This window comes from Streptomyces sp. NPDC001714 (assembly GCF_042892755.1).
Lineage (GTDB): Bacteria > Actinomycetota > Actinomycetes > Streptomycetales > Streptomycetaceae > Streptomyces.
Genome location: NZ_JBIAUL010000007.1, coordinates 453713 through 472219 on the forward strand (window position 1 = coordinate 453713; position 18507 = coordinate 472219).

General features: G+C 71.4%; 13 protein-coding genes and 1 pseudogene. 8 read left to right on the plus strand and 6 right to left on the minus strand.

The features are described 5' to 3' along the window. Nucleotides 1-23 precede the first annotated feature (23 nt). From ACFY0P_RS21310 to glgX, 3 genes are all read right to left on the minus strand, one after another. Nucleotides 24-1274: a M14 family zinc carboxypeptidase gene (locus ACFY0P_RS21310; RefSeq protein ID WP_388915113.1), complete on the minus strand. Its 1251-nt coding sequence runs from the start codon at nucleotides 1272-1274 to the stop codon at nucleotides 24-26. Nucleotides 1275-1546: 272 nt separating this feature from the next. Then, entirely contained in the window at nucleotides 1547-3898 is a 2352-nt protein-coding gene (treY, locus tag ACFY0P_RS21315; protein ID WP_388915116.1) for a malto-oligosyltrehalose synthase, read from the minus strand. 138 nt (nucleotides 3899-4036) lie between these two features. After that, nucleotides 4037-6145 (minus strand): glycogen debranching protein GlgX, encoded by a 2109-nt coding sequence (gene glgX / locus ACFY0P_RS21320; RefSeq protein WP_388915119.1) that lies wholly within the window; start codon nucleotides 6143-6145, stop codon nucleotides 4037-4039. Between the two features lie 196 nt (nucleotides 6146-6341). Here glgX and ACFY0P_RS21325 point away from each other — a divergent pair, with 196 nt between their 5' ends. The 4 genes from ACFY0P_RS21325 (at nucleotide 6342) to ACFY0P_RS21340 (ending at nucleotide 10735) form a co-directional block, all read left to right on the plus strand. Next, a complete protein-coding gene (locus ACFY0P_RS21325) occupies nucleotides 6342-7157 on the plus strand; it encodes a Tat pathway signal sequence domain protein (protein WP_388915123.1) in 816 nt (271 codons plus the stop codon). A gap of 58 nt (nucleotides 7158-7215) precedes the next feature. Next, complete coding sequence (locus ACFY0P_RS21330; protein WP_388915126.1) at nucleotides 7216-8556, plus strand: copper amine oxidase; 1341 nt, start codon at nucleotides 7216-7218, stop codon at nucleotides 8554-8556. A 102-nt stretch (nucleotides 8557-8658) separates the two neighbouring features. Further along, nucleotides 8659-9900, plus strand: coding sequence for an SAV2148 family HEPN domain-containing protein (locus tag ACFY0P_RS21335; protein ID WP_388915129.1), 1242 nt, complete (start codon nucleotides 8659-8661; stop codon nucleotides 9898-9900). 115 nt (nucleotides 9901-10015) lie between these two features. Beyond that, on the plus strand, nucleotides 10016-10735 hold the full coding sequence (locus ACFY0P_RS21340; protein ID WP_388915131.1) for a 3'-5' exonuclease: 720 nt from the start codon (nucleotides 10016-10018) through the stop codon (nucleotides 10733-10735). A gap of 115 nt (nucleotides 10736-10850) precedes the next feature. Here ACFY0P_RS21340 and ACFY0P_RS21345 read toward each other — a convergent pair whose 3' ends face one another. After that, the gene (locus ACFY0P_RS21345) at nucleotides 10851-11714 is read right to left on the minus strand and encodes a phosphotransferase enzyme family protein (RefSeq protein ID WP_388915134.1); all 864 of its coding nucleotides are present in this window, start codon (nucleotides 11712-11714) and stop codon (nucleotides 10851-10853) included. A 292-nt stretch (nucleotides 11715-12006) separates the two neighbouring features. Continuing rightward, nucleotides 12007-12375, minus strand: coding sequence for an IS200/IS605 family transposase (gene tnpA / locus ACFY0P_RS21350; RefSeq protein ID WP_388915403.1), 369 nt, complete (start codon nucleotides 12373-12375; stop codon nucleotides 12007-12009). On the opposite strand from tnpA, the gene ACFY0P_RS21355 reads away from it, so the two are divergent. Continuing rightward, nucleotides 12364-13605 (plus strand): RNA-guided endonuclease InsQ/TnpB family protein, encoded by a 1242-nt coding sequence (locus ACFY0P_RS21355; protein ID WP_388915137.1) that lies wholly within the window; start codon nucleotides 12364-12366, stop codon nucleotides 13603-13605. The two genes, tnpA and ACFY0P_RS21355, sit on opposite strands and share 12 nt — an antisense overlap. A gap of 38 nt (nucleotides 13606-13643) precedes the next feature. Beyond that, nucleotides 13644-14102, plus strand: a pseudogene (locus tag ACFY0P_RS21360) (extracellular solute-binding protein); the annotation flags it as partial. Nucleotides 14103-14190: 88 nt separating this feature from the next. Here the strand turns inward: ACFY0P_RS21360 and ACFY0P_RS21365 are convergent. Then, nucleotides 14191-16437: an MMPL family transporter gene (locus ACFY0P_RS21365; protein ID WP_388915140.1), complete on the minus strand. Its 2247-nt coding sequence runs from the start codon at nucleotides 16435-16437 to the stop codon at nucleotides 14191-14193. Nucleotides 16438-16830: 393 nt separating this feature from the next. Between ACFY0P_RS21365 and ACFY0P_RS21370 the strand changes: the two genes are divergently transcribed. Together ACFY0P_RS21370 and ACFY0P_RS21375 are read left to right on the plus strand one after the other, a co-directional pair. Next, complete coding sequence (locus ACFY0P_RS21370; protein WP_388915143.1) at nucleotides 16831-17382, plus strand: DUF1697 domain-containing protein; 552 nt, start codon at nucleotides 16831-16833, stop codon at nucleotides 17380-17382. 60 nt (nucleotides 17383-17442) lie between these two features. Further along, a complete protein-coding gene (locus ACFY0P_RS21375) occupies nucleotides 17443-18453 on the plus strand; it encodes a ketopantoate reductase family protein (protein ID WP_388915145.1) in 1011 nt (336 codons plus the stop codon). Nucleotides 18454-18507: the final 54 nt, after the last annotated feature.

Sequence of the window (18507 nt, forward strand, 5' to 3'; positions counted from 1 at the left end):
GGGCCCGGCCCCGGAACCGGACCTCACGCCGCCCGCTCACGCGCGTGCTGCGCGGCCGCCAGCACCGTCCGGGACTGATGCTCCACCTGGCGCTCCACCGGCACCCAGCGGGCCTGGAAACGCTCGCCGTAGGCCTCGCACCAGGCGGCCACCAGCTCCTCCAGCCGCGGCGCCGCGCGGTCGTCCGCTTCCCGCAGCACCCGCAGCAGCATCGACGCGGCCCGCAGCGGCAGCCGCCGCCCGAAGGCGTCCACGCTGCCCACGTACGCCATCGTGGTGTCGACCGGCGGTCGCTGGATCCAGTCCTCGGCCAGCCCGGGGATCAGGCCCAGCGCCCAGCAGGCGGCCCGCAGCAGCGGCCCGTCCAGGCCGTCCAGCCGGGGCAGCGCCTCGGCCAGCACCCGCTCCACCTCCCGCGAGTCCCGCAGCAGCCGGCGCGCCAGCCGGCGCATGGCCGCCGCCGGCGCCGGGTGCGGCGCCGGGTCGTCGACCAGGTCGCTCGCCCACATCGGCACCTCGACCACCGCGGTGAGGCCGCCGTACCGGTGGGCGTGGTACCAGGTGCTGTGCCGCGCGTCGTCCGGCATGCTCGGGTACGCCACCCCCGTCTCCGGACCGGGCATCACCCGTACCCCGGGCCCGGAGTGCGGCCAGCCCGCGGCGTCCGAGGCGCCCGTCTCCACCGGGATGTGCAGCTCGGCCGCGGACTTGGCGAACGGCTCGGCGAGCCCCGGCACGTCCCTCGTCAGCTGCACCCAGCTGCCGCCCAGATCGGTGCAGTGCAGGGTCACCTGGAGGTAGGGGCGCAGTTCGTCGATCACCCCGAGCAGGGCCCGGGTCTCGGGTGGCAGCCGGTCCGGCGGCAGCACCGACGGCGACCACTCCGGCTGCTCCGGGCCTGCCGGCCGGTAGAAGCCGAGGTGGTAGTCGAACAGGCTGCGCGGGGCCGGGGTGACGTGCAGGCTCGCCCCGTCCGGGTCGGCGCAGAGCAGGAAGTGCCAGGAGTTCTCAGCCCGCAGCTCCCGCTCGTTCAGCACCCGTTCCGCCAGTACCTGGAGGGTGCCGCCCCCGGTCGGCTCGTTGGCGTGGGCACCCGCGACCACCAGGACCGCCCGCCGGGCGTGTCCGACGGACAGCAGGTGCAGCGGTCTGCCCGCGCGGGAGACGCCGATCTGCCGCAACGTGCACAGGCCGGGCCGGTGAGCGGCCAGCGCCCGGGCGGTGGCGACGAGTTCGGGAACACTGGGGTAACGCAGCTCCGGCAGGAGACTCACCCCCGATTTGTCCGCCCTGCTTCGCATTCCCCAGTCCCGCACGGCATAGGTGAACTGTCAAGAACCTCCCGGGGGAGGCTCCAGGGGGCGCCCAGAGGCATGTGCCGTCGGCCGGTGGGGCTGTTGGCGCGGACGGGGGTGCGAAGCCACTACGGGGCGCGGAACCGCTCCGCGCGCCGATAACCGACGCGGTCCGCGCCCGGCGAGTTTCAGCAAACCGACGGATCAGCCACATATTCACTCGTACGAGTGAATTCTGACGTCAGCTCCCGTCAGCCCTCGTCGCCCACTCGCTCCAGCAGTGCCACCGGCAGCCCCTCGAAGAGCTCGCCCACGCGCGCGTGCCCCGTGAACTCCCGCCCCGGCGCCAGCACGTCGGCCCACCGCCCAGGAGGCAGCGGCAGGACCGTGTCCCGCCAGCCGCCCGCCGCGGCCAGCCGCAGCGACAGCCGGGTCACCGCCGTGACCACCTCCCCGGAACGCGCGAAGGCCAGACAGTGCGCCGCGGCCGGCCCCGCCGCGGTCAGCGGCGCGTACGTCGCCGTGTCGCCGAAGACGTCCGGTCGCCGCGTCCGCAGTCGCAGCGCCGCCGCGGTCATGGCGTCCTTCTCGCCCGGGTGTTCCGGCGGGAAGGAGACCGGCCGCCGGTTGTCCGGGTCCACCAGCGCCCGGTACTCGCCCTCCGTGCCCTGGTAGACGTCCGGCACCCCCGGCATCGTCAGATGGACCAGGGCCGTGCCCAGCACGTTCGCCCGGACGTGCGCCGCCAGTGAGTCCCGGAAGGCGGCCACGCGCTCTCCCGGCGCCCCGCACGGCCCCGCCGCGACGAACGAGACCACCGCCTCCTCGTACGGCGGCTCCTGCTCCGTCCAGCTCGTGTACAGGCCCGCCTCCCGCACGTGCTTCACCAGCGCCCCCCGCACCCGCTCCGGGTCCGCCGGGCCGAGCCCGAACACCGTCTGCCAGGCCGCCCAGGCCAGCTGCGCGTCCGGCACCCCCTCCCCGTCCCGGGTCACCTCGGCCAGCACGTCGGCCCAGCGCTCCGGACACTCCGTCAGCACCGCGAGCGCGGCCCGCACGTCGGCGCTGCGCTTGGTGTCGTGGGTCGTCACCACCGTCCCGGTGAGCGGCCAGTCGCGCTGCACGCGCGCGCAGTACGCGTGGAAGGCGTCGGGCGAGACGCCCGGGCTGCCCGGGTCCCCGCCCACCTCGGTCGCCGACAGCAGCGGCACATAGCGGTAGAACGCCGTGTCCTCCACGGACTTGGCCCGCAGTGCCGAGGCGGTCTGCGCGAACCGCGTCCGGAACTCTACGACCCCCGGCCCGTCCCCCGTCAGCAGCAGCCCGCGCACCACGTCCACCGCGCCGCTCTCCGCGGGCACCACGAAGGCCAGCCGGGCCTCCTCGGCGGCCTCCGCGGTGACCACGGCGGCCACGTCACCGGAGGCGTACGGCCGGTACACCCGCATCCGCACCAGCAGCTCCTGCAGCGCGGTGCGCAGCGCCCAGGGCGCCCGGTCGCGCAGCGCGGGATCCGGCGACGTCGCGCACACGCGCGTGGCCGCCCGCGTCAGCCGGTCCGTCTCGGCCGCCAGCTCGTGCGTGATCACCTTGTACGCCGCCCGCCGCGCCGTGGCCGCCCAGTCGCCGCCCCGGTCCGTCTGCGGGGCCGCGAACCTCCGGTACCGGCCGAGCAGTTCACCGGCGCCCGCGGGGTCCGTGAACAGGCCGTCCACGTGCCGCAGGGCGTCGTACCCGGTGGTCCCCGCGACCGCCCAGCCGGCCGGCAGGCGCTCGCCGTCCGCCAGGATCTTCTCCACGACCGTCCAGCGCCCACCGGTCGCCTCGTGCAGCCGGGCGAGATAGCCGTCGGGGTCTGCGAGGCCGTCGGGATGGTCGACGCGCAGCCCGTCCACCACGCCCTCGCGCAGCAGCTGAAGGATCTTGGCATGGGTGGCCTCGAACACCTCCGGGTCCTCGACCCGCACGCCGATCAGCTCCGAGATGCTGAAGAACCGCCGGTAGTTCAGCTCGGTACGGGCCAGCCGCCACCACACCGGGCGGTACCACTGGGCGTCCAGCAGCTCCGGCAACGGCAGGTCCGCGGTGCCGTCGCGGAGCGGGAAGGCGTGCTCGTGGTAGCGCAGCACGTCCCCGTCGACCACCAGCTGCCCGAGCACCTCGCCGACCGGGCCGCCCAGCACCGGCACCAGCAGCTGCCCGCCCTGCGCCTCCCAGTCGATGTCGAACCAGCGGGCGTAGGGCGACTTCGGGCCCTCCCGGAGCACCTCCCACAGGGCGTGGTTGTGCCGGGGGGACATCGCCATGTGGTTGGGCACGATGTCCACGACGAGGCCGAGACCGTGGTCCCGCGCGGTGCGCGACAGCGCCCGCAGCCCCTCCTCGCCGCCGAGTTCCTCGCGCACCCGCGCGTGGTCGACGACGTCGTAGCCGTGTGTGGAGCCCGGGACGGCCTCCAGGACAGGGGAGAGGTGAAGGTGGGAGACGCCGAGCGAGGCCAGGTACGGCACGGCAGAAGACGCCGCCGAGAAGGGGAAGCCGGGCTGGAGCTGGAGTCGGTAGGTGGCCGTCGGGACGGTGGGGGCAGTTCGCTCGGCTGTCATGCGGACGTATGTACCCGTCTGGTCGGCTTCTGTGTCACCGGGTGCGGTACCCGCGCCCGAAGGGGCGCTGGGGGAGGAACTGCGCGCCCAGCCCCCACCGGCCCGCACGTGCGCACCGGCCCGTCGGAGCACGCGTCCCTACGCCGGCCTCTTCAACACGGCCAGGCTCCGGCCCACCAGAGTCAGCCGTGCCCCCGCATCGACCTTCGGCCCCGGCGGTACCCCCTCGGCATGCGCCGTGTCGACCACCACCTCCCACTGCCGGCCGTGATTCACCGGCACCACGAACTCCAGCGGATCCGGTGACGCGTTGAACATCAGCAGGAACGAGTCGTCGGCGATCCGCTGCCCCCGCGTGCCGGGTTCCGAGATCGCGTTCCCGTTGAGGAACACCGTGAGGGCCGACGCCTGGGCCGAGTCCCAGTCCCGCTGGGCCATCTCATGGCCCTCCGGGGTGAACCAGGCGATGTCGGAGAGCTCGTCGTGGGTGCCCTCCACCGGGCGGCCGTGGAAGAAGCGGCGGCGCCGGAAGACCGGGTGCTCCTTGCGCAGCCGCGCCATCGCGCGCGTGAAGGTGAGCAGCTCGCTGTCGTCCTCGGGAGCCGGCCAGTCCACCCAGGACAGCTCGTTGTCCTGGCAGTACGCGTTGTTGTTGCCCTGCTGGGTGCGGGCGAACTCGTCACCGTGGCTGATCATCGGCACGCCCTGGGACAGCATCAGCGTGGCGATGAAGTTCCGCATCTGCCGCTCGCGCAGCTCGAGGACGGCGGGATCGTCGGTGTGGCCCTCGACCCCGCAGTTCCAGGACCGGTTGTAGCTCTCGCCGTCCCGGTTGTCCTCGCCGTTGGCCTGGTTGTGCTTGTCGTTGTACGACACCAGGTCGTGCAGTGTGAAGCCGTCGTGGCAGGTGACGAAGTTGATGGAGGCCAGCGGGCGGCGGCCGTCGTCCTGGTAGAGGTCGGAGGAGCCGGTCAGCCGGGACGCGAACTCGGCCAGTGCGCGCGGCTCGCCGCGCCACAGGTCACGCACGGTGTCCCGGTACTTGCCGTTCCACTCGGTCCACAGCGGCGGGAAGTTGCCCACCTGGTAGCCGCCCTCGCCGACGTCCCAGGGCTCGGCGATCAGCTTCACCTGGGAGACGACCGGGTCCTGCTGCACCAGGTCGAAGAACGACGAAAGGCGGTCCACCTCGTGGAACTGCCTCGCCAGGGTCGCCGCGAGGTCGAAGCGGAAGCCGTCGACGTGCATCTCGGTGACCCAGTAGCGCAGCGAGTCCATGATCATCTGGAGGACGTGCGGGGACCGCATCAGCAGCGAGTTGCCGGTGCCCGTGGTGTCCATGTAGTAGCGGGGGTCGTCCGTCAGGCGGTAGTACGACTGGTTGTCCAGGCCGCGGAAGGACAGGGTCGGGCCGAGGTGGTTGCCCTCGGCGGTGTGGTTGTAGACCACGTCGAGGATCACCTCGATGCCGGCCTCGTGCAGCGCTCGGACCGCCGACTTGAACTCCAGGACCTGCTGGCCGCGGTCGCCCCAGGAGGCGTACGCGTTGTGCGGGGCGAAGAAACCGATGGTGTTGTAGCCCCAGTAGTTGTTCAGGCCCATGTCCACCAGCCGGTGGTCGTTCACGAACTGGTGGACCGGCATCAGCTCCAGGGCCGTGACGCCCAGCGCCGTCAGGTGCTCGATGACGGCCGGGTGGGCCAGGCCCGCGTAGGTGCCGCGCAGCTCCTCCGGCAGGCCCGGGTGGCGCATGGTCAGGCCCTTCACATGGGCCTCGTAGATCACGGTGTGGTGGTACTCGGTGCGCGGCCGCCGGTCGTCGCCCCAGTCGAAGTACGGGTTGATCACCACCGACGTCATGGTGTGCGGCGCCGAGTCCAGGTCGTTGCGCTTGTCGGGGTCGCCGAAGTGGTAGCCGTACACCTCCTCGCCCCAGCGCACCGACCCGCTGACCGCCTTCGCGTACGGGTCGAGCAGCAGTTTCGCCGAGTTGCAGCGCTGCCCGCGCCCGGGGTCGTACGGGCCGTGCACCCGGAAGCCGTACCGCTGCCCGGGCATCACGCCCGGCAGGTACGCGTGCCGTACGAAGGCGTCGCTCTCCCGCAGTTCCACCGCCGTCTCGGAGCCGTCGTCGTGCAGCAGACACAGCTCCACTCGGTCCGCGGCCTCGGTGAAGACCGCGAAGTTGGTCCCGGCGCCGTCGTACGTGGCGCCGAGCGGATATGCCTCTCCAGGCCAGACCTGCATGAAGTCGACTCTTCCAGGTGTGTCCCGCGCCCGGGGGCGCCTTGGTCATGAGTCTGCCCGAAAGTCATGGAACCCCATGTGACTTACACCCCTCTTACCCCGCGACCAGTGCACACAGCGGCCCATGTGGCGCTGTGTGCCGAACCAGTGGGGCAATCACGTACTCCCTGTGACCAAGGGGGAGTAGGGGGAAGATGTGCGCAATATAGTGCACCGCCATCTGGGCAAGGTGGTGGCCGGTGCGGGACTGGCGGTGGCGGGGACCGCCGTGATGGTCGGGATCACCCTGCCGGGCACGGCAGGGGCGAACGAGTCGGGAGGGAGCGACGGGAACGGCGCGGTCGCCGCGCAGCAGGCGGGCCGGGGACAGGACGCCGTCAAGCCGGGTGTGGTGGAACAGGCGCCGGCCGAGGGGAAGAAGGGCACGGGCAGCGACCCGCTGACCGACGACGAGACCAAGCGCGTCGAACAACTCGCTCTGACCAAGCAGATGTTCAGCGCCGGGGAGAACGTCGAGGGCCGGCGCGGCCCGGAGCGGCTCAGCGTCGATCTCGCCGAGCCGGACGCGAACGAACTGGACAGCTCGAACGCGCCGCGCCGCGCGGACGTGACGTTCTACGACTACCGGGACGACACCCTGGTCACCCGGACCGTCAACCTGGACACCGGCAAGGTCGAGCAGACCACCAGTCGTACGGGCGTCCAGCCGCCGCTCAGCCACGACGAGAACGTCGAGGCGCTCAAACTGCTCGTCGCCGACCCGCTCGGCGCCGGCCTGAAGGCGGACTTCAAGGACGCCACCGGTACCGAGCTGACCGACCCGGAACAGCAGCTGCTGCTCAACAGCGCGGTCTACCGCGCCACTCCGGGCGCCCAGCCCGCCGCGCTCGACAAGTGCGGCGAACACCGCTGTGTGCGGCTCTTCCCGAAGGTGAAGAACGGGCCCTGGATCGACGCCAGGTCGCTCATCGTCGACCTGAGCGCGCGCAAGGTCGTGAAGCTCGGCCGCTGAGCCGGCTCCTCGGTTCACCTTTCCGCCCTGCATCTCCCGTACCAGGAGTCACTTCGTCATGCACGTGAACCTGCGCGCGAGCACGCGCGCGCCCAGAATCAGCCATGCCCGCAGGACGGCCGCCGTGGGCCTGTCGGTGGCCGCGCTGGCCGCCGGTGCCACCACCGCGGCCGGACCCGCCGTCGCCCAGCCGAAGCGGGCCGCCGCGGCCGCCGCCGACTGCTCCGCGGCCTACCGCATCGAGCAGAAGCTCTCCACCGGCACCACCTGGCGGATGTGCTGGCGCTACGACAGCAAGGCCGGACTGGTCCTGGAGCACATCTCCTACCAGCCCAAGGGCGAGTCGGCCCCCATCAAGGTGCTCTCCAGCGCCCGCCTGGCCCAGATCGACGTCCCCTACGACGACGGCAGCGTCGAGTACGACGACCTGACCGGCTTCGGCTTCGCCCAGGGCCTGGTGCCGCTCGCCTCGGCCGAGTGCCCCGGCGGCACCATCAAGACCGTCAAGGTCCCCGACGCCTGGGACCCGGCCCACCCGAACGTCAACGGCCTGTGCACCACCACCCGTTCGCGCGGCCACGCGTACCGGATGCAGGCCGACACCGGCAACCGGGTGTACCAGGAGCAGGGCAAGGACCTGCTGGTCTACACCGTCAACAAGGTCGGCTGGTACGAGTACATGACCGAGTGGCGGTTCCAGGACGACGGCATGATCAACATGAACGTCGGCGCCACCGGCAGCCTCTCGCCGGGCGACTACGACGCCGGGGACGGCCGCGGCTGGCCGATCGGCAAGGGCGCCCACGCCTACGCCACCAGCCACGCGCACAACGTCTTCTGGAAGCTCGACTTCGACCTCGACGGCTCCTCCAAGAGCCGTATCGAACAGTACGACTCGGCGGTCAGCGCACCCGTGCACGGCCAGGAGGCGCCCACCAACAAGACCACCCGCACCGACGTCACCAAGGAACTCGCCGGTGACGCCAAGAACATGCGGTGGTGGCGGGTGGTCAGCACGGCCGGCAAGAACAAGGACGGGCACGCGCGCTCGTACGAGATCGTCCGGGGCGCCAGCAACACGTACCCGGGCCACGCGTTCACCTCGCACGACGTCTACTTCACCCAGTACGACAAGTGCGAGCAGTTCGCCAGCAACAACCCGGGCTGCGCGACCGGTCACCCCAAGACGGTCGACAAGTTCGTCAACGGGCAGACCCTCACCAACCCCGTGGTCTGGGTGAACGTCGGCTTCCACCACATCGCGCGCGACGAGGACCAGCAGCCGATGCCGGTCCACTGGCAGGGCTTCTCCATCGCCCCGCGCGACGTCACCGCTATGAATCCGCTCACTCCGGCGGACCTTGCTGATCAGAACGGACAGCCCGGAAACGGTAGTTGAGAAACGACCTGTCCATCCGGCTGCACCGCCGACCACTCCCGGAGTACCCTTCCTTGATCGTTGGCACAGGGAGAGCTCGGGGGAGCGGAAGGCGGTGCACGGGTGGGCTCGGGAGGCCTGGAGCTGCCCCCTGGTGACGAGGGTCACGAGGGGAACTCCACAGACGTCCCGCCCGGCGCGGTGTCCCTGGCCCGGCCGATGGACGCCACGGGCTCCATCGGGCCGGAGCTGGAGTGGGACGCCGACGCCTGGCTGGAGGTGCGTACGCGCGCCCAGCGGGCCGGCCGGGCCTACATCTGGCTGAACCTCGTCGAGCAGCGGATGCGCGCGGTCGTGGCCGCCGTGCTGCGGCCCATCTACGAACCCGTCCACGGCGACGAGTGGGTGGTCGCCGCGGCCGGTCCGGCCGGCCAGGAGTGGGTCCAGCGGGCGGTCGCGGTCCGCGAGGTCAGCCGCCGCAAGGGGTACCTGCTCGACCCCGCCGACGACAACGTGCTCAGCTTCCTCACCCTGCCCCAGCTGCGCGAGCTGATGGTGCAGCACTGGCCGTGCTTCGAGCCGTACTTCGACGAGCGCCGGGACGTCGAACTCGCCCTGGACGAGCTGGAGGTGACCCGCAACGTCGTCTCCCGCAACCGGGCGCTGTCCGGGGCCGTCCTCGACCAGGCCGAACGCGCCTCCGCCCGGCTCCTGGAGATGCTCGGCGCGGGCGGCGACGTGCCCTCGGCGCGCCGGCTGCCGGTCGACGCCGTGGAGGACCTGGTCGGCGACCGCTACGCGGACGTCGTGGCCGTCCACCCCGACCGGGTCCGCCTCATGCGCCAGTTCCCGGCCGAGGACCTCTTCGGCGGCGCCCGCCGCCTGGACGCCATCGGCATCGGTCTCAACCTGCTCGTGCAGAACTTCTCCGGCCGCCGCCTGGTCCGCCTCGCCGAGACCGGCTGCCGGGTGCGCCTCCTCTTCCTCAACCCCGCCTCCAGCGCGGTCAAGCGCCGCGAACGCGAACTCGGGATGAAACGGAGCGAACTGGCCCGCTCGGTCGAGATGAACATCCTCCACATGCGCCGGGTCCGCTCCCGGCTGCGCGACCCGGGTGCCTTCGAGATCCAGGTGTACGACGACACCCCCCGCTTCTCCGCCTACCTGGTGGACGGCGACGGCGCCGACGGCGTCGCGATCATCCAGTCCTATCTGCGTGGGGCGCGCGGTATGGAGTCACCCGTGCTGGTGCTCCGCAACGGCGGCAAGGTGGTCAAGTCGGACGATGCCGTGGAAACGGGCCTCTTCCCGACGTACCGCGAAGAGTTCGAGACGGCTTGGGCGGATTCGCGCCCGGTGTCCTGACGTGCGTGTGCGACGCTGACGCGCCGGTAAGCGGAACGCGGTCGTCTGATTGTCAGTGGCGCATGCGAGGGTGGAGACCACTGGGGGAAAGCACCACCAAGAAGGGGGGCCGCCGATGGGCTGGCACCAGGAGCTCCTGATCGGCTTCGACCTGGAGACGACGGGTACGGATCCGCGCGAGGCACGGATCGTCACGGGGGCCGTGATCGAGGTCAGGGCCGGGCAGGAACTGGGCCGCCGCGAGTGGCTGGCGGATCCGGGCGTGGAGATCCCGGCCGGCGCGGTGGCGGTGCACGGCATCAGCAACGAGCGGGCGGCGGCGGAGGGCAGACCGGCCGACCAGGTCGCCGACGCCCTCGCGGACGTCCTCACCGGCTACTGGAAAACCGGTGTCCCGGTCGTCGCCTACAACGCGACCTTCGACCTCACCCTGCTCTCGGCGGAACTTCGCCGGCACGGACTCCCGTCCCTCGCCGACCGCCTCGGCGGCCTCGACCCGGCGCCGGTCGTCGACCCGTACACCATCGACCGCTGGGTCGACCGCTACCGCCGCGGCAAGCGGAACCTGGAAGCGGTCTGCGCCGAGTACGGCATCACCCTCGCCGCGGCCCACAACGCCTCGGCCGACGCCCTCGCCGCGGCGCGCCTGGCCGGTGCGATAGCCGAGCGCCACCCGAAGATCGCGGCGCTGGGTCCGGCGGAGCTGCACCGGCGCCAGGTGGAGTGGTACGCGGAGTGGGCTGCGGACTTCCAGCAGTTCTTGCGGCGCAAGGGGGAGGCCGACGCGGTGGTGGACGGGGCATGGCCGTTGCGGGAGCTGGCCGACGCCGTCTGAGTGCCGGGCTGGTCACGTGGTTCGTGTGCCGCGGGCCGGTGGGGGCTGAGCGCGCAGCTCCTCCCCCAGCCTTCGGCCGGGGGTACCCCCAGCGCCCCTGAAGGGGCGCTGGGGTTCAGAAGGGATACCACCGCACCGACTCGTCGCCCTCCCGTAGCGACGCCACCCGGCGCTCGAATTCCGCCAGGGCCTTCGGGTTGCTCGGGGCGTGCTGGGCGACCCATGCGCAGCTGGCCGTCTCCCGGGCGCCGCGCAGTACACCGCAGCCCTCCCACTCGCGTACGTCCCACCCGTAGGCCGTGACGAACGAGTCGTAGGCGTCGGCCGGCATCCCGTACCTGTCCCGGGACAGTGCCATCACCACCAGGTCGTGCTCGCGCAGGTCCGAGGAGAAGGTCTCCAGGTCGACCAGGACCGGGCCGTCCGGGCCGACGTGCACATTGCGGGGGAGCGCGTCCCCGTGGATCGGCCCCGGTGTCAGGTGGGGCGTCAGCGCGGCCGCGGCCGCGGCGAAACCGTCCCGGCGCTCCCGGAGGTACGCCGCGTCGGCGGGGTCGATCGCCCCGCCGGCCAGCCGCAGCCAGCGCTCCACACCGTCCAGCAGCTCGCGGGGCGGCAACGCGAAGGGAGGAGAGGGCAGGGCGTGCACGATCCGCAGCAGTTCGGCCAGATCCCGCGGCTCGGCCGGCCGCGCCGGATCCGGCAGCCGGTGCCACACCGTCACCGGGTGGCCTTCGACGAGGAGCGCCTTCGGCTCGGCGGCGCGTACGGCCGGCACGTCCGCCTCCGCCAGCCACGCGGCGATCTCCAGCTCCCGGCGGGCCCGGTCGAGGAGCTCGGCGTCCCGGCCGACCTTCACCACCAGGTCCCCGGCGGCGAACACCGCGTTCTCGCCCAGGGCCAGGAGCGCGGCGCCGGCCGCCGCACCGGGCAGCACACCCGCCGCGGCCAGTACGTCCCGCGCCCTTGCCTCGTCCATCGCCCGCCTCCGTGTCCGTTCCCGGCGCCCGCGCGCCCGCCGCTGTGCGGGTGCACACGGCGTCGTCTTCTCGCCATCCGGCCGTCAGTCTCGCATCCGCGGAGGCCGGACCGGGTGCGCGGTGCCTTGACGGGCGTATCGCAGCGAAGTTGGCAGACGGCGACCTTCGGCGACGGCATCTACCTTTGGCCTTGCGCAGGGTTCTCCCGTTCACGGCGGAGGTGAAGGGCATCTCAATATTGCTCTGCCTACGGCTTTTGGACGAGGATCTGCGCCGTTGGCCTTGGTCAGGTCATACGGGGCGCTGCTGGTTCTCGATGTACTGGCGTACGACGGTCAGCGGTGCTCCGCCGCAGCTTCCGGCGAAGTACGAGCCGGACCAGAAATGTCCGCCCCGCAGGTACCGGCGTACGTGCGCGTCGTACTCCTTGCGCAGGTAGCGGGAGGAGACGCCCTTGAGGGAGTTGACCAGTCTGGAGAGCTGGACCTTGGGCGGATAGTGCACCAGGAGGTGCACGTGGTCCTCTTCGCCGTTGAACTGCTTCAGCTCGGCCTCGAAGTCCTGGCAGACCTCCCGCATGATCTCCTCGCACCTGGTCAGCATGGGCATCGTGCCCGACTCGCGCTGACCCCTGCGCAGATCCGGCTCATGGACGACCAGGCGCACGCGGCCCGCACCCTGTGGAACCTGCTGCACGACTGGTGGACGATGCTGCCCAAGGACAAGCGTTCTCTGGCTGCCGCGGACACGGCGATCCGCCAGGCCCGAAGCGAGATCGACTGGCTCGCCGTCCTCCCCGCCCAGGCCGCGCAAGCCGTACTGAAGACGTACTTCCAGGCATGGAAGAACTGCTGGGACGGCCGCGCCGACGCGCCGAACTTCAAGGCCCGCATCCGCACGGTGATGTCCGTGGACATCCCGCAGGGGCGAGACTTGAACATCACCCGCGTGCACCGCCGCTGGGGCATGGTCACCATCCCCGAGATCGGCCGGGTCCGGTTCCGCTGGACCAAGGACCTTCCCGTGGGCAAGCGTGCCGACAAGGAGAACCGGATCAGCGGGGCGCGGCTGGTCAAGGACGAGCTCGGCTGGCACATCGCCTTCCGCGTCCAGACCCTCGAAGCAGGGCCCGAGCCCCACCAGGGAACCGAGGTCGGCATCGATGCCGGGGTGAACCTGCCCCTCGCTCTCTCCGACGGCGACCACCAGGACCACGGACGCCCGCCCCGCCTCCCCGACGGGACAGCCGACCGGGACAAGTGGCTGAACCCGCGGGAGAAGGCCAAACTGCTTGGCCTGGAACAACGCGCCGCCAGGCGTCAGCACCACCGCAAGCGCGGGGAGAAGGCCTCCCGCCGCCTGCGGCACACCTACGACCAGATCAAGCGGCTCCGCGCAACAGCCACGCGCCGCGCCGTTGACTGGCAGCACAAGACCACTACCAGCATTGCCAAGCGGTACGGCACTGTCGTGGTCGAACAGCTCACCATCAAGAACATGGTCAAGTCCGCCAGGGGCACCATCGAGGAACCCGGTAGGAACGTCGCGCAGAAGTCCGGCCTAAACCGCTCCATCAGCCAGGAGGCATGGGGCCGCACCGTGACGATGCTGACGTACAAGACCGCCCGCCACGGAGGCACCCTGCACAGGGTCCCCGCCCCCGGCACCTCCCTGTGCTGCTCGGCCTGTGGTTTCACCACACCAGGCAGTCGGGAAGAGCAGGCCACGTTCGTGTGTAAAAACCCCGACTGCGGGTGGTCGGGCAACGCCGACTGGAACGCAGCCCGGAACATCCTGCACCTGTACCGGATGGGCCACGCGCTCATCCCGGCTGCCGGGAGGGCAGTCGTCAGGCGTCCCCGTGGCGTCAAGCCCGCCGCCGCAAGGTAGGCAGGAGTCTTCCTCGTTCGCGAGGGAGAACACTTCAACGTCAGCAGATCGTCCAGCAGGCGCCCGAGGGCTTCGACTGGGAGGTGCTGCCCGCCCCGGCCGGTGCCGACGGCCTCGCCCAGGGCGTCAGCCCGCAGACGCTGTCCATCGCCGCGGACAGCCCCCACAAGAAGGAGGCCGCCGAGTTCATCGACTTCCTGCTGCGGCCGAAGAACATGGTCCGGCTCGCCCTCGGCGACTGGATGCTGCCCACCGGCACCCAGGCCCTCGAGGACCCCGCCCTGCACACCGCGAAGTACGGCTGGGCCACCGGCACCGCCCTGGCCGGACACCTCAGCCCGGCCCCCGCCCAGACGGTCCGCGGCTACCCCGAGTGGAAGGACAAGGTGGCCACCCCGGCCCTCCAGGAGTACTACAGCGGGGCCATCGGCCTCGGCGAACTCCGCCGGCGCCTGGAGCAGGACGGCGACCTGGTGCTGGCCCGCTACCAGCGCTGAGGCGCACAAGGGGACAGGGCCCGTCGGCTCCCCCGGAGACCGACGGACCCTGTGTCGAAGGGTGTTGCGGCACGTGTGGCCGCACGGCTCAGACCGGCAGTCGCTCCTGCTCGCCCCGCGCCACCGGCGCACCGGCCTCCGGCGACTCGTCGTGCGTCAGGTCCGGCAGCCACCGCAGCCAGCTGGGCAGGTACCAGTTCCGTTCGCCGAGCAGGGCCATCACCGCCGGGAGCAGGACGCCCCGGATGACGGTCGCGTCGATGAGGACCGCGGCCGCCAGGCCCACGCCCATCTGCTTCATGGACTGCATGGACAGGGTGCCGAAGATCGCGAACACGGCGACCATGATGACGGCCGCGCTGGTGACGACCCCGGCCGTGGTGACCACGCCGTGCTGGATCGCGTCCCTGGTGGACCGGCCGCGCAGCCGGGCCTCGCGGATCCGGGAGACCACGAACACGTGGTAGTCCATGGACAGTCCGAACAGGATCACGAAGAGGAACAGCGGCAGCCAGGTGACGATCGCGCCGACCCCCTCCGCGCCCACCAGCGAGGCCCCCCAGCCGTGCTGGAAGACGGCGACGAGGATGCCGTAGGCGGCGCCCACCGAGAGCAGGTTGAGGAGGATCGAGGTGACCGCGACCGTCAGCGAGCGGAACGACAGCAGCATCAGGAGGAAGGCGAAGACCACCACGAAGGCGAAGACCGGGACGACCGAGCCGAGCAGCTGGTCGTTGAAGTCCTGGTTGCCCGCGACGTTTCCGGTGATGGGCGCCTGCAGGCCGTCGACCTTGCCGAGTGTGGCCGGCCGTACCTCGTCGCGCAGCTTCTGCAGGCTCTTGCCGGCCTTGTCCAGGTCGGAGCCGCCGACCAGCGGCACGGTGATCAGGGCGACGTTCTGGGCGTCGTGCAGCTTGATGTCGACCGGGCCGCGCGAGGCGCCCGAGCTGATCGCCCGCTCCTTGAAGTCGGTCAGCGCCTGCCTGACCTCGGGGGCGTTGATGTCCTTCGCCCTGACGACCACCTCGGCCGGCTCGGAGCCGCCCGGGAAGGCCTGGTTGACGCGGTCGTAGGTCTGCACGATCGGCAGCGAGTTCCCGAACTCCTGGTCCAGGGTGAGCTGCGAGGTCTTCATGCCGAGGGCGGGAGCGGCGACCGCGAGCAGCGCGCCGACCGCGACGACCACGGAGACCAGCGGCCTGGCGAGGACGCCCCGCAGCACGGCGGTCCAGAAGCGGCTCTCGGCGGGGCCGTGGGCCCGCTTGCGGCGGCGCAGGAACGGTATACGACCCTTCTCCACCCGCTGTCCCAGCAGGGAGAGCAGCGCGGGCAGGACGGTCACGGAGCCGACCATGGCGACCGCGACGACCATCAGGGAGGCGAGGCCCATCGCCTCGAACTCGGCGAGGCCGGTGAACAGCATGCCCGCCATCGCCACGCACACCGTGACACCGGAGACGATGATCGCCCGGCCGCTGGTGGCGGCGGCGATCCGGAGCGCGGCGTCCGCGCCCCGGCCGGCCTCCCGCTCCTCGCGCTCCCGGCGCAGGTAGAACAGGCAGTAGTCGACGCCGACGGCCATGCCGACCAGCAGCATCACGGAGTTGGCGGTGTCGCTCATCGGCTGCAGATGGCTGACCAGGCCCATCAGGCCCATCGTCGCCATGATCGCGGTGATGGCCAGACCTACCGGCAGCAACGCCGCCACCAGCGCGCCGAACGCGATCAGCAGGATGCCGAAGGCCACCGGCACGGCGGAGTACTCGGCCCGCTGGAAGTCCTTGCCGAAGGCGTCGTCGTACTGCTTGTTCATACTGGCGCCGCCGATCTCCTCGATCCGCAGCGTGCCGTGCGCCTTCTGCACCCCGGCCACCGCGTCCAGCACCGGCTCGACCCGGTCGCCGGCGGTCTCGGCTTCGCCCCGCATGTCGAACTGGACCAGCGCGCTGCGGCCGTCCTTCGAGATCGTCCCGGTGGTGTACGGCGAGGTGATCCCCGTGACCTTGCCGGTGCCGTCGACGGCCTTCACGACATCCGTGACGGCGGCCTTGAACGCGGCGTCCGTGGCCTTGACCGACGGGTCCTTGGCCTGGATCAGGACCGTCTCGCTCGCGGGTTCCTTGATGCCGGCGTCGTCGATGATCTTCGCGGCGGTATGGGTCTCGCCCTTGAGCTGGTCGCTCTCGTCGACGTCGACCCGGCCGGCCGCAGAGCCGAGCCCCATCGCCAGGACGACGAACAGCACCCATATGCCGACGGCGGCCCAGCGGTGCCGGGCGCTCCAGCCGCCGGCCCGGGCGGCCAGCCCCCGCACCCGCCTCTCTCCGTTCCCCATGACGGGATCCATGACGGACATCCCCCTCGTGTGCGGTGACGGCCCCGGCCGCCACGATGTCTTCACGACTTCCTTCGTTCGATTCGAAGGTATGGGCCCGATAAGACCGACTCCTCGTGCTGCCCGGTGAAGTCCGGCGGCCGCCACTCGTCGCCGAGGAGGATGTCGGGCCCTTACATCTATCCACCCATCTCGGGGGTGATGATCAGGGACGTCCCTTCCGACGACGAGGATCCTCTTTGTGATTACGAAACCTTGTTGAACAAGTCACAGGTGCGTGTAGGAGTTGATCCGGACCGGTCCGATCGGCCAGAGTTTCGGGCAGCCCGGCTTGCCCGGCGCGGCCGTCGTGCCAACCCCCACGGGGCACGACGGCCGTTCTAAGGTGTTCGAATGACGACGTATGCGGCGCTGCTGCGCGGGATCAACGTGGGCGGCAACAAGAAGCTCCCGATGGCCGAACTGCGCGCGCTGATGACCGGGCTGGGGTACGACTCCGTCCAGACCTACCTGCAGAGCGGGCAGGCGGCCTTCGCCTCCGCCCACGGGGACGCCGGCTCCCTGGCGGCCGAGCTGACCGGGGCGATCGAGGAGCGGTTCGGGTTCTCCGTCGACGTACTCGTCCGCGACCACGCCTACCTGAAGGCGGTCGTGGAGAACTGCCCGTTCCCGGCCGCCGAACTGGCGGGCAGGCAACTGCACGCCACCTACTTCTCCGAGCCGGTGACCGCGGAGCGCTACGCGGACATCGATCCGGCCGTCCACCTCCCGGAGGAGTTCCGTCTCGGCGACCGCGTGCTCTACCTGTACGCCCCGGACGGCCTCGGCCGCTCCAAGCTCGCCGAGGCGCTGTCCCGCCCCCGGGTCAACAAGGGGCTGATCGCCACGACCCGGAACTGGAACACGGTGGTCAAACTGGTGGAGTTGACGACCCCGGGAGCGTGACCGCCCGCCGCAGTGCCCCTGCCCCGGGGGCGGGGCCGACGCCTGTGCGAGGCTCGTCCCATGCGCTACATCATCATCGGAGCAGGGGCCGTCGGCGGTGCCGTCGGCGGGCGGCTGGCCGGCGCGGGACACGAGGTCGTCCTGGTGGCACGGGGTGCGCACCACGCGGCGCTGCGGGACGCCGGGCTGCGGCTGAAGGTGCCGGACGGCGACTACACGCACCGGCTGCAGGCCGTCACCGGGCCCGCGGAGCTGGGCGAGCTGCGGGCGGACGACATACTCCTGCTCGCCGTCAAGACACAGGACACCGTCTCCGCCCTGCACACCTGGGGACCGGCGCCGGTCGCGGGCGGTGGCACGGCGGCGCGGCGGCTGCCCCTGTTCTGCGCCCAGAACGGCGTGGAGGGCCAGCGTCTTGCCCTGCGGGTCTTCCGGCACGTGTACGGCGTCTGCGTCTGGCTGCCGTCGACCTACGTCGAACCCGGCGTCGTCTCCGCGGGCGGTGCCCCGCTCACCGGCATGCTGCACCTGGGCCGCCACCCGCACGGTGTCGACGGGACCGCCCGGCTGGTCGCCGCCGACCTCGAGAAGTCGTACTTCGAGGCGCCGGTCGTGCCCGACGTGGCGCGCTGGCAGTACGCCAAGCTGCTCTCCAACCTCGGCAACGCGCTGGAGGCGGTCGCCGGGCCCATCGCCGACGACGAGGCCGCGACGCTGTTCGCGAGAGTGCGCGCCGAGGGTGAGGCCGTGCTCGACGCCGCCGGGATCGCGTACGCGAGCGTCGAGGAGCAGAAGAAGGTACGCGGCCACAAGGTGGACCTGGTTCCGCTGGCCGGCGCACCGCGCGGCGGTGGCTCCTCGTGGCAGTCCCTCAGCCGCGGCACCGGAACCATCGAGGCCGACTACCTCAACGGCGAGATCGGGCTGCTGGGCCGCCTGCACGGCGTGCCGACCCCGCTCAACGACCTCCTGCAGCAGCTCGCCAACACCTTCGCACGCGAGCGCCGGGCGCCCGGCTCGATGCCGGTCGGGGAACTCGCCCGCCTCGCCGAGGAGGCCGCAACCGTCTGATCAACTGCCCAATGGGGACAAGTCGTTGGGAATCCGAACCGGTAAAGGCCCTGG

Excerpts from the sequence above, each read along its gene's own strand:
- treY (WP_388915116.1), bottom strand. The coding sequence starts at position 3,898 with ATGACAGCCGAGCGAACTGCCCCCACCGTCCCGACGGCCACCTACCGA.
- glgX (WP_388915119.1), bottom strand. The coding sequence starts at position 6,145 with ATGCAGGTCTGGCCTGGAGAGGCATATCCGCTCGGCGCCACGTACGAC.
- ACFY0P_RS21330 (WP_388915126.1), top strand. The coding sequence starts at position 7,216 with ATGCACGTGAACCTGCGCGCGAGCACGCGCGCGCCCAGAATCAGCCAT.
- ACFY0P_RS21340 (WP_388915131.1), top strand. The coding sequence starts at position 10,016 with ATGGGCTGGCACCAGGAGCTCCTGATCGGCTTCGACCTGGAGACGACG.
- ACFY0P_RS21345 (WP_388915134.1), bottom strand. The coding sequence starts at position 11,714 with ATGGACGAGGCAAGGGCGCGGGACGTACTGGCCGCGGCGGGTGTGCTG.
- ACFY0P_RS21355 (WP_388915137.1), top strand. The coding sequence starts at position 12,364 with ATGGACGACCAGGCGCACGCGGCCCGCACCCTGTGGAACCTGCTGCAC.
- ACFY0P_RS21365 (WP_388915140.1), bottom strand. The coding sequence starts at position 16,437 with ATGGGGAACGGAGAGAGGCGGGTGCGGGGGCTGGCCGCCCGGGCCGGC.
- ACFY0P_RS21370 (WP_388915143.1), top strand. The coding sequence starts at position 16,831 with ATGACGACGTATGCGGCGCTGCTGCGCGGGATCAACGTGGGCGGCAAC.
- ACFY0P_RS21375 (WP_388915145.1), top strand. The coding sequence starts at position 17,443 with ATGCGCTACATCATCATCGGAGCAGGGGCCGTCGGCGGTGCCGTCGGC.